This is a genomic window from Clostridium sp. UBA5119 (assembly GCF_002414285.1).
GTDB lineage: Bacteria > Bacillota > Clostridia > Clostridiales > Clostridiaceae > Clostridium_J > Clostridium_J sulfidigenes.
This window is the reverse complement of the sequence record NZ_DHYX01000068.1, coordinates 68,354-84,462: the sequence shown is the minus strand read 5'-3', so window position 1 is coordinate 84,462 and position 16,109 is coordinate 68,354. Positions and strand designations below refer to the sequence as shown.

Here is a 16,109-nt window from a genome sequence, read left to right as displayed (position 1 = left end):
TATTTGTATCTATTGTATCATATATTAAATTATTGTGTTCTAAAAGAAAAAGCGCATTCAAAATATTATATTATCCACATAGGGTATAGATAAATCTTTAATCTTCTATGAAATGATAATAGAAATATTGAATATATAGATTTAACTATCAGTTATAAAAATAAATATTAAAAAGGGAGTCTATGACTCCCTTAAACTTTACAAATAAACTTAATATATACCTTACAATCTATCTAAATTGCCAATTATATCTTTTCAGTTTTAAGTGCCTTCCACAATGAAACGCAACATAAAAGCATTACTATAATGAACGGAAATGCAGCAACTACCGATGCTGTCTGTAGTGATGCTAATCCACCTGATAACAATAATGTTGTTGCTAACAGTGCTTGAAGTATACCCCATATTATTTTCTTTTTGTTAGATGGATTTAAATCTCCATTTGATGTTAACATACCTAACACAAAAGTTGCTGAATTAGCCGAAGTAATAAAGAAAGTACATAATAATATGATAGTAGCTACCGAAATTATACCGCCTAATGGATATTGGGTTATAACTTGAAAGAATGCAGTTTCTGGTGATGCAGCTAAGTTCTTTAACATATCCATTGCGAACTCACCAGTAATACCAAGATTTACTCCTAGAGTTCCAAAAACTGAGAACCAAATTATAGATACAATACCTGGTGCTACAATAACCCCAATGATAAATTCTCTAATAGTTCTTCCTTTTGATATTCTAGCAATAAACACGCCTACAAAAGGAGCCCAAGCAATCCACCATGCCCAGTAAAATATCCTCCAACTATTTACCCATTTATTACTTGCAAAAGGTTCAATATGCAAGCTACTCTCTATAAACTCCGTTAGATAACCACCTGTACCATTTAAAAAAGTATTTATTATCTTTATGGTTGGCCCTATAAATAAAGATAAAATTAAGATTCCAAAGGCAATAACTAAGTTTATATTTGATATTGCACTAATACCTTTTTCAATTCCACTAACTGCAGTCCAGATAACTATTACTGTTATAACAAATATTATAATTAACTGAACTATTGGTGTTTCTGAAATCCCAAACATATAACTTAATCCACTATTAATTTGCAATGTTCCAAGTCCTAAGGATGTAGCAACTCCAGCTACTGTGGCGAATACTGCAAGTATATCAATAGTTTTACCAATTGGACCCTTTACTCTTTCTTCTCCTAACAACGGAATAAATATACTACTAATTAGTCCGGGTTTATTTTTTCTAAATTGGAAATATGCTAAGGCAAGTCCTATAATGCTATAATTTGCCCAAGGGTGAAATCCCCAATGCATAAAAGAAGATTTAAAAGCAAAATTTGCAGCTTCAACAGACCCTGGAGCTATACCTTCCATTGGAGCTACAAAATGAGATATAGGCTCAGCAATTCCCCAAAATACTAGCCCTATCCCCATACCAGCTCCAAAAAGCATTGCAAACCAAGCAACTGTGCTATATTCTGGTTTTGAATCATCTGCACCAAGCTTTATTTTTCCAAATTTACTAAATGCTAATACCAGTGCGAATACTACAAATAGAAACATAGAAATCAGATATGCCCAACCGAATTTTTCAGTTAAAAAATTAAGAGCACTAGTTGACATTTTTTCAAAACCTCTTTTATCTAAAATTCCCCAAAATACAATAATAAAAGTTATAGCTAACGAAATAATAAAAACTGAATTGTTCCCTTGCTTTTTTTTAGTCTTTACATTCAATACTATATTTGTATTAGTGTTATTATTCCCCATAACAATATCCTCCTTAAAATTAGAGTAGATAATTGTGCCTTAAGTTTTCTTTAAGGGGCTGTAAATTTACTTTCACAGCCCCTTAAAGATTAAAACTTAACTTTAAAAACAGTTTGTTCTTTTACATCTGTTGCTAAAGCATCTAATGCAACTCCAACTCTATGATAACGAAGTTTCCATTGTTCTTCCTTTGATGTTCCAGGATCTCCTAAAGGATATGGAATAGATATAGTAGGAATAATTTTGTTTGCTCCTGCTGTTTTTGAAACTGGAATTAAGTTTGCCATCTGCACAATTGGCATACCTGATTTTTCAATTTCCTTAACCATAGTTGCACCGCAACGTGTACAAGTTCCTCACGTAGAAACCATTATAACTCCATCTACACCTTCATTTTTAAGATAAACTAAAATCTCCTGTGCCATTCTCTTCGCCTCAGCTTGAGTAGTTCCAGTACCAACTGTTGAATAAAAATACTCATGTAGTTTTTTGAACTTTCCTTCTTTTTCATATGTCCTTAATGCATCTATTGGAGCTATTACATTAGGATCTTCATCTGCTGCTGCAGGATCAAAGCCAGCATGGANNCACCTTTTAGAGCATCTACTCCAGAAATATTATATCTTCCCCATCTTGTTGCAGACGCTGATTGAATTCTATCTGGATTATCTACAGGTACTATGCCTCCTGTATTTAAAAGCGCTATAGTTGCGTCTTTAATCTCTTTAATTGGCTCTGCTATAGGTACTATATCCGTTTTAGGAATTGGAAGTTCAGTAATAAAGGGTTTTCCATTTAATTTCTCTATAAGCATTTCTACTGCCCTATCAGCACCCCACTTACCATCTTTTCGCCAGATTTGATGCCTTATTCCTCTTGGATAATATCCTTCTGCTTCAGCACCAAGGGTTTCTTCACCTTTTAAAAGCTTATTTCCGAAGGTTGCCATAGCTTTTATATCACTTCTCATTTTAGCTGCACTATGTCCTCCTACAAAAACATACATATCCCTTTTAAACATTTCTACTCCAGGGTTTTCTATGTGCATAGAAGTAATTACTGGAACATTAAATTCTTCTTTAACAGCATTACAGATTTCACCACATGCAACTCCATATCTTCCCGCTTGAAAAGCTGGTCCTGCAAAGAAAATATCAAATTCTATATTTTTAAGTTCAGCTATAATTCTTTTTATAGCTTCTTCTGTATTAGACCCCATAAAGTTATCCCCACAAATTATTGTATGAGTAACTTCTGCATCTAAGTTTTTATTTAACTCTATAGCTGGTCCTACTGTACCTTCCTTAACTATAGGCTCAAAATCTGCCTTATCTTCTCCACCTATTTGACCAAAGAATTGGTTTATATACATTACTGCTTTTTTCATTTTATCCCCTCCTACTTACTAAAACTCTATCATTGTTTTTGGCGACCAACCGCAAACTCGATCTCCACAGAACATAGCATTATTCTCCATTATTACTGATCCATCTTCTCTTACTGAAGGTCCAAGTATCTCATCATTCTCCCATCCACCTGATATGCCATCTCTACCTAGGGAATCCAGTTCTCCTATAACAGTTTCCATTGGTGGAAGAGTTATTAATTCTGACACATTACCACAAGACACAATAGCATTAGCCTTTTCATCCATAGAAACTAGTGGCTGTGACTGTCCATCTCTTCCAGTACACTCATTAGTAAGTCCTACAACTTTTACTCCCGCATCTTCAAGTGCAACTATACATGCTGTGAAATCTGCATCTGGGTTACCATACCCCTCCTCTGCAACTATCGCACCATCAGCTCCAAGTGACTTTGCAATCTGTGCTACAAATAGTGCAGCACGGTTTTTTTGATCTAATGCTACATTAAGATTTGACATTATTATTCCTAAGAAGTTTATTGTCTTTCCATGTTCTTTATAAAGTCTTTTTATTGTTGGATTATTTTGAAATTCATAGGTTGACCATTTAGATGAGCAAGGCATGAAACTTCCTGATACCAAAGCTCCATCTAAAACTTCATTAGGATGCATAAAGGTTGGTAACATACGATTCATATCCCATCCATACAAAAATGTGTTATATCCCAACTCTTCCATTTGGGATTGAGGTTGCATAACAAATACCATGCTTGGAAGTTCATTTACATCTTTTTCACGTTTTATTACTGGTTTTAATTCATACTCCTCTATTTCTTCTGGTTCTAAATCTTTAACGACACTACCTATAAATTCTGCAAGTTTATGTCCTGCTTCTCTTAAAGCTTTATTTTTTTTCTGTTGTTCTCTTTTTTCAAATTCTTCATCTGTATCCGCAACTAGTACTATATTTTTAAGTTGAGAATAGTAGGTATATTTTGCACCTTCTCCACTCATATCAATAAGTCCATCTTGAAATCCACCCCAATGTTTTCCCACTACTAGCAAGCTACAATTCTTCAGAGCATGAGTTCTACCATCACCTGTTTTAACTAAATCTCCTGTATAACCTGGGAATAATGAATCTCCACTTAATTTTATTCTAGGCTCTATAGCTTCTTTTACTGGCATAAGTCGTACATTATCACCTGGCTTAACAATAAATAAATCTGCTTCAATTATGTGCTTGTCCTCTAAAACAAAATTTAACGCTTCTTTTTTATTAATAGTTAGTATCCCTTGAGCAAATTCTGTTTTTTCCCCAAAAACTATGTCTTCGACATAAAAATTTCCAATTTCTAGTTTCATACTCCCACTCCCTTATTGTTTTTGTAATTTTCTTAATATTTACAATATTATTTTATTCCTCTAATTACATTTTGTAAACGTGTTTACGTTTTTTTGCTATTTAATTAACAAATTCTATGTATTTGAAAATCAAATAATTAACTTTTTATCATTATAAAATTTAAATCTTAATGTTATAATATTGATATATATTAATATTTAGTAAATTAAAGGGGTAATCTTATGACTAAGTCAGCCATAGAAAGAAAAGAAATGATAGTTTCTTTCATAAGTTCAGCTAATAAACTTATAGATGAAGAAGGTATAGAAAATGTTACAGCAAGAAAAATTGCTCATGCTACAGGATATAACGTTGCTACTGCATATAAGTACTTTAAAAATTTAAATCATATTTTGTTTTTTGCTTGTATGAAATATTATAATTTATATATTCAAGATCTTCCTAATTATATTAGTGAAGATAATTCATCTTTAGAGAATTATTTAGGTATCTGGAAGTGTTTCTCTATACACGCTTTTAACAACCCTAAAATTTTTAAATCAATATTTCTAGATCAAGGTCATCTTAGTGTTAAAGATACTATGAAGGAATATTATGAAATTTTTCCTAATGAATTAAAAAGCCTCCCAATATCTTTATCTACTATGCTAGATAAAGATTATATTAATGAACGTGATCTTGCTTTACTTGAAGTATGTATTAAAGATGGGTATATAAATCAAGAAGATGTTAAAGAATTAAGTGAAAATATTATTATATTTTTTGAGGGTTTATTGATGAAAGTTACAAACCATGTTGATGTCTATAGTAAAAAAAGAGCATTAGAAATTATTCTAAAATTTATTTATAACACCTTGCATTATTATAACTTAAAGTCTTCCAATGTTTTATCGCCTTTTTTAACTCTATAAAATGTCATTCATACAGATGTATTTAAAATGAAGATTAATTTAAGATTAGCTTATTATTGTGTAATCACACTTCTAAATAATTTATAATTCTAAAATCTAAAAAACCCCTTAAATAGCATAACTATTTAAGGGGTAAATATTTACTAATTAAAAACTAGATAATAGTAATATTTTCTGCTTGTGGTCCTTTTGGTCCTTTAGCTACATCAAAAGAAACTTTTTGACCTTCTTCAAGTGATTTATAACCATCAGAATTTATTTGAGAAAAGTGTGCAAAAACATCTGTTCCATCTTCTCCTGTAATAAATCCAAAACCTTTTTCTCCATTAAACCATTTTACTGTACCATTCATAAATGTATACCTCCGAAATTTTATTTTTCTTAAATTCATTGTAATAATTCACTAACAAAATTTCGATATTAACATACTCTATTTATTAAGTACTAATTGAAACATATTGGTTTATATTATTTACTATTAATTTAAGTTCTTATTAAGCATACTACAATTTATTATATAAAGCAAGTTATTTTATAATAATTTACTTGTTTTATTAAAAATAGTTTTATTTTCCTTAACTTTTCCTTCATTACCTACTATGCAACAATAATTTTTATTCATTCCTACCTTAATCATTGAAGCATAATTTCTTATATCTTCATTAGTAGTGCTCAAAAGTTCATCTCTCCATCTTTGAATATCTTCTTGAGTTATATTACATATATGATCCTTAACTGCTTTTTCACCTTTTCTATCAGGAGTTAATGGTTTATATAACTGTCCAACAGATCCTATTATAAACTTTTCCATATCCTCCTTGGTAAATTCTACTTCTTCTAAGAACTTATAAGCTTCATTATACATATCTATTGTTCTTGCAAAGTTTGGGTCACGATAGGAATAAATTGCTAAATTACCATCCTCATTTATATCGCTATAACATCCATAAGCTCCACCTTGAAGACGAACTCTAGGATATAAATATTCATTATCTAATATATTTAAAAATGCTCTCATCTTTCCTGAATACTCATACCCAAGGTCTGCAAAGTTAAATCCTTTAACTACATATTGCACATTGCTAGGAGTTATTATAGCTTCTATATCCTTTTTACTCTTATATGCAATATTATATAATTTAGTAGGTTCAGTTTTAATATTACAAGTAACCTTATTAATATTAGTTACTACTGTTTCAACTTCTTTTTCTTCTCCCACCACTGAGATAATTAAATTATTTTTATTAAATATAGTCTCATAAACTTTAATAAGATTACTTCTAACTTCTTCACCAGATTTATCAAAGCTCTTTTCTAGATTACAAATGAATTCATAATAAGTTGCACCACTAATTCTTTCCCAATATTCTCCACCACATGAAGTCTGTGCAAATATTCTGTTCATCCCAACTTTATGTCCTGCATTTATAATTTTCATTTGAAGCTTAGATTTTGTTTCTTGAATAATCTGTTTAAGCCTACTTAAATCATCAAATTTAGTAGTAGTAATTATTTCATTTACTAATTCTAATAAACCTTGAATGTTCTCTCCAATTACCTTTGATTTAACTATAAATTTAGGATGATATACCTGACTATTATTTTTCNNACTTGATTTTCAAAAGTTATTCCACCTGTAGTTTTATATATTTCAGTAATTAATTCAGAATAACCCCTTTTCTCAGTATCAAGCTCCCCTAAAACATCCTTTAAAAGTCCTAAATAAGGAATATACGTTTCTTCGATTACTTTTCCATCAAATAAAAGATTAATATGCACTATTTTATTTGTAGGAATGTGATGTTTTAAAATAGTTATTCCTTGTTCTTTCACAACCTCTTGAGGAATTTTTTCTGCTTTTCTATCTATCTCATCTATAGGTAGCTTTGGAAGAGTATCCTTTTCTTCCTGAGTATCAACTCTAACTTGAGCTTCTTTTAACTTCCTATTTCTCTCCATAAGGTCTATTATTTCTTTTTCACATAAAGAACTTCTGTAATTTTCTAGTTTTTCTTCTAATGCTTTATTTCTAGCATCTTCTAATCCCTTTTTAGGTGTCAAGACTACTAAGGAACAATGAGAATTTTTAACCATATTCTTTTCAATAAACTTCTCAAAATATCCATTGTCTAAAGTCGCTTTTATCTTATTAAGGATATCCTCATACTTTAAGTGGGCAAGAGGATCTCCATCATATATCCAGCTATTTAAAACCCAATCATTATATTCGATTCCCTTATTAGCAGTTCTCCATGGATCAGCTTCACGCAAATCAAATTCAACAGTGTTTATAGCTGCCTTCAATTGATCTTTATCTAATCCCTTGTCTACAAGGTCTTTAAGAGTATTTATAATAACATTTATAAATTCACTCTTCTTTGTAGCATCTACATTCTTAGCTACTATTGGGAATAATATTTCCTTAGTTGAGTCCATATTCATATCATCCCTTGTAATAATGCACTCACCTATGCCAGCTTTAAGTAAGGCAGTTTTTATTGGAGATGCTGAAGATTCAATTAACATGTTATAAAGTATTTTTGTAGCTAAATATGCCTCTCCATTACGGGTTTCCTCAAAGGCAAAATTTAGTGCTAAAAACGCCTTATTTTCTTCATCTTCATCCTCACCTATAGAATAATTAGCAGTTATTTCTATCATACCTTCAAAATTTTTCACATCATCTATATAAGAAGGTATCTCTATTCTATCAAATTCATAAAGATATTCATCATTTATAAACTTAAGACACGCTTCTAAATCCTGATTACCGTATAGGTATATATAACTATTAGATGGATGATAGAACTTACTATGAAACTTTTCAAAATCCTCTTGAGTTAGGTTAGGTATAACCTCTGGATCTCCCCCTGAAACAAAAGCATAGGTAGTATTTGGGAACAATGATCTATATATATCACTACAAATTACTTCCTCTGGAGATGACATTGCTCCTTGCATTTCACTATAAACTACCCCTTTATAAGCTAGTTTATTATTATTTTCATCTAATTCATATCTCCAACCTTCTTGACGTAATATTTCATGATTTTCATATATTCTAGGATGTAAAACTGCATCTAAATATACATCCATTAGATTCATGAAATCTTTACTATTTCTACTTCCTACAGGATACATAGTTTTGTCTGTAAAGGTCATAGCATTTAAAAAAGTGTGTAATGAACTCTTGGCCATATCTCCAAAAGGATCCTTAGCCTTAAATTTTCTTGAACCACAAAGTACAGAATGCTCTAATATATGAGCAACCCCAGTACTATCTGTAGGAGTTGTCCTAAAACTTATAGAAAATAACTTATTATCATCTTCATTTTCTAAGTGTAAAAGTCTTGCTCCACTTTTCACATGCTCAAATATTCTAGCCATGGATTGTGCTTCTTCTACCTTCTCCTCTTTTAATAATTTAAATCCATAGTAGATCTCGTTAGTTTTAAATTGCATATAAATTCCCCCCATAATCACTCCTAATAGTGGTTTAAAATTATTTTAAACCATTACTATTCATAACTTTATATTAAATAAAAAAGTCATAGATATACCTTAGTTAAACTAAAATATCTACAACTTCTCATTTTACTAAAAAATAAAAAGTCATAGAGTCCAAACAACCCCATGACTTAAAATATCAAAATAAATATGTTAAAATCTATTCTTAAGGTCGTTATAGGTATTATAANNTTCAAATTTTTTATACTTTTCACTTAAAAACGACCTCCTTTCAATATTTTAACAATATCATTATAACATTTTTTAACATACCTGTAAATAGAATTAGTAAATTATACTACATACATAAACAAGCTCTTCTAATTTTATATACTATAAAAATTTTATTAAAGCTTGTACATCTTATAGCTCAGATGTACAATGAGGACACTTTGTTGCTTCAATTGCAATTTCTGAAGTACAGTAAGGACATTTCTTTGTTGTAATAGGCGCTGCCTCTTCTTTTTTCTTTAGCCTATTAATTTGTCTAACTACAATAAATACTACAAATGCCATAATTAAGAAATCTATAACGCCGGTTAAAAATGAACCGTAAGCAACTACTGAAGCTCCTGCTTCCTGTGCTGCTGCAAGAGTTGCATATTCCTTACCATCTAAAGCAAGAAATAAATTAGAAAAATCCATTTTTCCTGTAAAAATTGTAATTATAGGCATAATTACTGACTCAACAAGGGAAGTAACAAGTTTAGTAAAGGCAGAACCAATAATCATACCAATAGCTAAATCAATCATATTTCCTTTAAGCGCAAACTTTTTAAATTCTTTTAACATACTTTTCCTCCTTAAAATAGTAAAAAACTCTACTTGTTATACCTAATAGCCTAAAATATCTTTCATCATAATTACCATAGGATATAACTTGTCTATTATAACATAAATCACCATGTCCAACAGCCCCTATTCCATCTAATGTACATGTATAAACACTTCCATATCAACATCTTTATTACTACTATTTTTTCATCTATGACAACATCTTTTAAAAGAAGCTCCAGCATAATATAAATTCTATTATACTGAAACTTCTTTGATATTCTTACTATTTAATTTCTACTATTAATTTCTTCTGTGATTTTACTTATAAGCTCTTCAACCTCAAATCCGCCTCTTTCACTAATCATATCTAATGTAGCTATAGATGCCATAGTTTTAAATAATACTGGATTTTTTAGTTTACTAAACTTAGAGGAAAGGTTTAATAAGAATTCTTTTAGAAATGGATACTTTTTTACTAAGTCACCTATAATAGTTTCCTTTTTTAATCCATATTGATTTTTTATAACTTTACCACTTAACTCATCTTTTTTACTTTCTTGCTTTTCATTAGTCCAAGATAATAATCTTTGACTTCCCTGTAATCCTCTAATTTTAGTTACATCCTGCATCATTTCAAGTACCCCTCTGAAATTTCCTTCTTCATCTCTTACTGCATTATAGATTATATAAATAAACTTATCACCGATTTCTAACCAAAATTCTGCCTGATCTTGTTCACCAGCTCTAAACGCTCTAATAATTTCTTCTACCATATGAACACTTTCTCTTGGATGGCAATTTTGCACCTTTCTTCCTATAACTCCTGCACTTCTTGGGAATACTCTATGTTTTGTATCACTATAAAACTTTACAATCTCATTTTCATCTACATAGGATAAATCTACTTGAAGATGTTTAAAAATTAAATTTATCTGCTTAAGTGTTAACTTTCCTTGGCTTACATCTAACACTTCATTATCTTCTTTATCGAATATTCCATGTTTTTGTAAAACCTTTGCCAAGTCCTTCAAAAGTTCATTATTAGACGTATTTTCGTCTTTCTTAACTTCATCTTCCTTGTAATAAGGTGGTTTCTCAATTAGACAATATCCAATTTCATCATCACCTTTTCTCATATTAATAAAATCTTCATGGTCAAGAATATCCATTGAAGTTGGATAAAGTATCTCTTCTTCTTTTATCATCATATCCTCAATCATTTCAATGACTTCATTTTGAATATCTAAAAACTTTTCATCTTCGTCCCTATCTAAATACCCTTTAGCTTTTTTTATAATATCTTTTATATTATTTTCTAAGGTCCACATTACTTTAGAAGGTTTATCGAAGCCCTTACCCTCAAGAGCAGGATATAGTTGATTTTGCTTTCTTAAAAAATGTATATTAATTTCTTCTAATTTATCATATACCTCAGCCCATTGATTTTTAATAAACTTTTTATTTAACATATTCTTAGCTTCAATTAAAACATTTCTTATAGCCTCTACTTCCTCTAAATAGGTTCTAATTGGATGACCTAGTTTAACGTCTATTTTATTACTTGTAAGTATTCCATCAAAAATTTGCAGAATTTCATCCATTCTCTCTGCTAATTCATCATCAGTTATACCATATTGCTGAAGATATTGCTCACATATAGCAAATTCTTGAGCTGTTACCTTTTTAACTGATGTTATCATTTCTTCTTTTGCTAGTTCTAGAGATATCTCTCCTCCTAAATACTTAAGTTTTATTTCCATGATCTTTTTAATTTTATCATGGTCAATCTCTAAATTATCCTCCATTTGAATTTTTTCTATTTTCTCTTTAGGAGTGAAGTAAACATGAAATTCTTCATCACTTAACTTCTCTACATATTTATCAAAGCCTTTACCATCCATCATTTTATACATAGGAAAAGGTTCGAAATCTTTAATTACATGTATACCTTCATTTGATTTTAACTCCTTAATTGCTTTAGTAATACAATCTTTAAAAGTCTCATGGTCTCCACGCCCATCAATAGTAATGTAGTTAATTTGCTTTTTCATATATTTTCATCCTTCCCATATTTTATATAAAATTTAAATCTATTATTTAAACTTAAAATTTCTATTTAACATCATATTGTTTCTAATTGATAATATCTTTCATTTATAATGTATCATTATTTTATTTATGATTCTGTGATTACTATCACAATATTTCTTAATATTATTTAGTTATCTTCAGTATAATAACTTAATATTTTCAATATCTAAAACTAAATAAAAAAAGATGATTATATCAATTCCACTATTGATATAATCATCTTCTTAAAATCTATTTAATTCATGTACTTTTAATTATGTCCAGCGAAGCCTTTATTTCTCCATTTGCCTTGCTTAAAGAAAATTGTAGTTACAATTGCCCCAAGAGTCCAAGAAACAAGTAATGATATGAATGTAGATTCCGGTCTTCCAGTAGGATAAGCTGCACTACGTGTTAAATATGCAATACCATAAGCAACAGGTACACGTAAAATTACCGTAGTAATTAGAGAAATCCACATAGGTGTCATAGTATCCCCTGCACCTCTCATTACACCTGATAAACTTTGAGTTACTGCCATGGCAATATAACCTACTGCAAGAATACGCATCATATGCATACTTAAGTCAACTAATTCTGCTGTATCAGTGAAAACACCCATAAGGTATTTACCAAAAATTAAAATTAAAATTGTTATAACAGTAGAAACTCCAACAGCAATCATAGTACCATCTTTAGTACCCTTATCAACTCTATCCATCTTTTTAGCACCAATATTTTGACCAGCATAGGTTGTCATTGCATTACCAAAGGTGAAGTTAGGCATCATAGCAAATCCATCTACACGCATAACAATTACATTACATGCTATAACCATTTCGCCAAAACTATTAGTTAGAGATTGTACAACAATCATTGCAATAGAAAATATGGCTTGAGTAAATCCAGACGGCAATCCAAGTTTTATAAGCTTCATAGAATATTCCTTAGCTGGTACAAGCATCTTAAGATTAAAATCAAAGGTACTATTCATTCTTGCTAACTTAATAATACAAAGAACTGCTGATATACCTTGAGCAATAATAGTTGCCAAAGCAACTCCTGGTACACCCATACCAAGTCCTGCAACAAACCAAAGATCAAGGAATACATTTAAAATTGTAGCAATAAGTAAAAATCCAAGAGCAGATATAGAGTCTCCAAGTCCTCTAAGCACTCCTGCTAAAATATTGTAATAAGCAAAGCCTGCTATACCTACATAATAAATAACAAGATAATCTGCACACCAATCTATTATAGATGCTGGAGTGTTAAGAAAAGATAACAATGGACGAGTAACTAGAGGCCCTATAACCATTATGATTAGAGATGCTATAGCAGTAAGAGATATGCATACCCCAATGGTATGAGAAAGCTTTTCCCTATCCTTTGCTCCAAAATATTGAGCAACCATGATTCCTGCTCCTGTTGCAATTCCAACAAAAAGTACAAGTAAAAGATTTAATATTGGAGATGCACTACCTACAGCAGCCAGTGCATTATCACCTACATACTTACCTACAATAATAGAATCCGCGGTGTTATAAAACTGCTGAGCTATATTACCAATAAGCATTGGTAATGAAAATTCTACAATTCGTTTCCATGGTGTCCCCTCAGTCATGTCTTTTGGAGAAAAAAGTTCCGAAAATTTTACCATACATCTACCTCCTGATTAAATTTAATAAATAAAACTTCAATTTTTCCTTAATTTAGAGCTAACCATAAATGGTTAGCTCTAAATTTCATTATTTTATAATTTACTTTTATTTTTAAAATTTATATAATAAACAGGGTTCTTAGCTTCTTTAAATCTTACCAACTGACTTCTTAGTATCGGTATTTTTGATACTAAGAAGTGGTTGTCCTTTAGGATAAATTTTTTAAATCTACTGACCTTTTGAAAATTACTTCGATACTCGAATCAATATTAGTGTATAACAATTCTGAATACTTGTCAATTTTTGTTTTAAATTTAATATTGCTTTTAAATGATAAAATTTCATTAGTAAAATTTTTATCTGCTATAAAAATAATTTAATTCTGAACAAAAAACAACCCTCTCAGTTTATTACCCAAGATGGTTGTCTAAAATTTTTTCTTTATTATTTTATTTACTCTCATATAAAAGATTATTATGCTGCTTTCTTCCAGAATATTTCCTTTGTAATATGATATTCTACTTCTTTTTCAAGTTTCTTTATTTCTCTAAATCCAATTCCCTTTACAAGGTTTTGAGACCTTTTATTATCTTTCTTAATTTTTGCAACAACTTTTTCTGTCCTCATTTCAAAAAATGCAGTTTTTAACGCTTCCATAACTGCATTATGACCTATACCTTTTCCCCACAGTTCCTTTTCTCCCACAGCTATAACAATTTCAATTGTTTCACCTTTTGGGATAAGTCTTAAAAAACCTATAGTTCCATAGGGATTTTTTATAGTAAAAAATCTACAGTTATTATTAAATAAATGAGTTAAAATTGGCATATTTATTCTATCTATAACATTAATTAAGTTCTCTCTAGCCTTATTATCTTCATTTAAATACCTTATAATTTCTTCATCACTAAGCCAACCAGCTATCTTTTCTGCATCAGATCTATATACTTCTGGGCTTAGGACTATACTGTTTATTTCCACAAAGTACAACTCCTTAAACCTATTTAATGCTCGCAAACATATGTTAATTTACTAGTAACTATGATTTATAATACTATTAATCTTAATATAAGTAAAAATCTTAATTACTGATTAACTAAGTTTAACTTGTTTTTATTGTACTTTCCTTAGTTTTCTACAACTTTTCCAATTAGTTTATATTTTCCATTTTTAGCTTTTTAATCCCAGTTAAAGTTATTAAAAGTCTTTTTATTACATTTAATTTCCCCTACTCTAAAGATTTTTGTCTGGATAAAACAATAGATGCTCCAATTATAAGAATTCCTCCTAATATAGAGTATACGGATAAAGATTCTCCAAATAATATCAATCCCCAAGTTGCATTAAATAATATTCCTATATATCTTACTACTTCTACAATTACAGCATTAGTATTTCCAAACGCACCTGTTAAAAATATTTGTGCTAATAAGGAAACAACTCCTAAAATAAACAATAAAACAAATTCTCTAACTGTTGGTACTACAAAACTATTTCTCATTAATATAGCCGCTACTATTGTAGATGCAGCTAAAAAATAAAATACAATTTCATAAGAATGATGTTTTTTAGATTTTGCTAATTTTCTAATAGTTATAGAAGCACTTGCTGATAGGACCGCACTTAACAATCCAAATATAGCATAAAAAGAATAGGTGGAATATCTAAATGGATTTATTATAAGGCTTGCCCCAAATAAAATAATTATAATAAATATCCAAGCATTCTTTGGTAGTCTTTCTTTCAAAAACATTGCGGAAAATATCATTACAAAAACACCTGATAAATGTGCTAATATAGAAGCATCTCCTAACTTCATTGTAGAAATTGCAAAGAAGTATGTTACCATGTAAAGTCCTCCTAGAAGCCCTCTCATTAATAAAAGTGGTTTTCCTTCTTTAGAAAACTTTACATTAGTTCCCTTCATTAATATCAATATTAAAATCACACCAATTATCCCTCTAAAAAAAGCTATTTCATTAGAGGGTATTCTATTACTAACTAACTTTACTAAAACATTCATTATACTAAACGTAAATGAAGATAGTATTGCCAATATTACACCTTTATCTACTCTCATTTAATCGCTCCTTAATTATAATTTTTGCATTATTTATGCTATAATCTTCAAATACACTATTATTTATATTATTCTCACCCTTATCTTCAATAAATTTATTTAAGTAAATATCAAATAAGTCTAATAAATATTTTGCATTTTCCATGTCTATATTTAATTTTTTTCCTATAGCATATAAAAGCTTGATCTTTTTATAATCTTCAAATGGCATTCTTGGTATATTCCATTTTCCCCTATTATCTTTATAAATTTTTGGATAAGGAATCCTTGAAAACTCAAAGTATCTTCCATTTTTATCTGGTATGGAAAACGGATCAATTAGTATTGAGGAATATCTAACATAAAGTAAATATTCTTGTTTTATGCTATCATATTCCATATATTTATCTATATTTTCTCTTGATATAGATTCTTCTAAAACTGGATAATTATCATCGTTTAAAAACTTAAGTAGATTAATAGGTTTAATCCTGAGTTTCATATACACTTGACATATTTCTTTCCATAAAGAACGCATAATAGATATAGTATTCATTGTTATAGGCCCTTCTGGATATAGCTTGTATACATATTTATTTGTTTTA

Annotated in this window: 10 protein-coding genes and 3 pseudogenes; 1 reads left to right on the top strand and 12 read right to left on the bottom strand. The window is 29.7% G+C overall.

Annotation, left to right across the window (positions count from 1 at the left end):
• Nucleotides 1-245 precede the first annotated feature (245 nt).
• The 3 genes and pseudogenes from B2671_RS11200 to B2671_RS11190 form a co-directional block, all read right to left on the bottom strand.
• Complete coding sequence (locus tag B2671_RS11200; protein WP_346870493.1) at nt 246-1,787, bottom strand: glycine betaine uptake BCCT transporter; 1,542 nt, start codon at nt 1,785-1,787, stop codon at nt 246-248.
• An 89-nt stretch (nt 1,788-1,876) separates the two neighbouring features.
• Nucleotides 1,877-3,174, bottom strand: a pseudogene (grdH, locus tag B2671_RS11195) (betaine reductase selenoprotein B).
• An 18-nt stretch (nt 3,175-3,192) separates the two neighbouring features.
• The gene (locus B2671_RS11190) at nt 3,193-4,518 is read right to left on the bottom strand and encodes a glycine/sarcosine/betaine reductase component B subunit (protein ID WP_346870492.1); all 1,326 of its coding nucleotides are present in this window, start codon (nt 4,516-4,518) and stop codon (nt 3,193-3,195) included.
• A gap of 222 nt (nt 4,519-4,740) precedes the next feature.
• On the opposite strand from B2671_RS11190, the gene B2671_RS11185 reads away from it, so the two are divergent.
• A complete protein-coding gene (locus tag B2671_RS11185) occupies nt 4,741-5,430 on the top strand; it encodes a TetR/AcrR family transcriptional regulator (RefSeq protein ID WP_346870491.1) in 690 nt (229 codons plus the stop codon).
• A 154-nt stretch (nt 5,431-5,584) separates the two neighbouring features.
• On the opposite strand, the gene B2671_RS11180 is transcribed toward B2671_RS11185, so the two are convergent.
• The 9 genes and pseudogenes from B2671_RS11180 to B2671_RS11140 all read right to left on the bottom strand — a co-directional run.
• Nucleotides 5,585-5,782 (bottom strand): cold-shock protein, encoded by a 198-nt coding sequence (locus B2671_RS11180; RefSeq protein WP_035131204.1) that lies wholly within the window; start codon nt 5,780-5,782, stop codon nt 5,585-5,587.
• A 180-nt stretch (nt 5,783-5,962) separates the two neighbouring features.
• Nucleotides 5,963-8,379 (bottom strand): annotated as a pseudogene (locus B2671_RS11175) (insulinase family protein).
• A gap of 51 nt (nt 8,380-8,430) precedes the next feature.
• A pseudogene (locus B2671_RS11170) lies at nt 8,431-8,817 on the bottom strand (insulinase family protein); the annotation flags it as partial.
• Between the two features lie 483 nt (nt 8,818-9,300).
• Nucleotides 9,301-9,729: a large conductance mechanosensitive channel protein MscL gene (mscL, locus tag B2671_RS11165; protein ID WP_346870490.1), complete on the bottom strand. Its 429-nt coding sequence runs from the start codon at nt 9,727-9,729 to the stop codon at nt 9,301-9,303.
• A 272-nt stretch (nt 9,730-10,001) separates the two neighbouring features.
• Nucleotides 10,002-11,765, bottom strand: coding sequence for a PAS domain-containing protein (locus B2671_RS11160; RefSeq protein ID WP_346870489.1), 1,764 nt, complete (start codon nt 11,763-11,765; stop codon nt 10,002-10,004).
• Between the two features lie 290 nt (nt 11,766-12,055).
• Nucleotides 12,056-13,444, bottom strand: a complete 1,389-nt coding sequence (locus B2671_RS11155) for an MATE family efflux transporter (protein WP_346870488.1) — start codon at nt 13,442-13,444, stop codon at nt 12,056-12,058.
• A 475-nt stretch (nt 13,445-13,919) separates the two neighbouring features.
• Nucleotides 13,920-14,426 carry a GNAT family N-acetyltransferase gene (locus tag B2671_RS11150; RefSeq protein ID WP_346870487.1) on the bottom strand — a complete coding sequence of 169 codons (507 nt, stop codon included), beginning with the start codon at nt 14,424-14,426 and terminating at the stop codon, nt 13,920-13,922.
• A 247-nt stretch (nt 14,427-14,673) separates the two neighbouring features.
• A complete protein-coding gene (locus B2671_RS11145; protein ID WP_346870486.1) occupies nt 14,674-15,525 on the bottom strand; it encodes a DMT family transporter in 852 nt (283 codons plus the stop codon).
• Nucleotides 15,512-16,109 (bottom strand): opine metallophore biosynthesis dehydrogenase (locus B2671_RS11140; protein ID WP_346870485.1); only part of this gene is annotated, 598 nt, incomplete at its 5' end. The genes B2671_RS11140 and B2671_RS11145, both read right to left, overlap by 14 nt.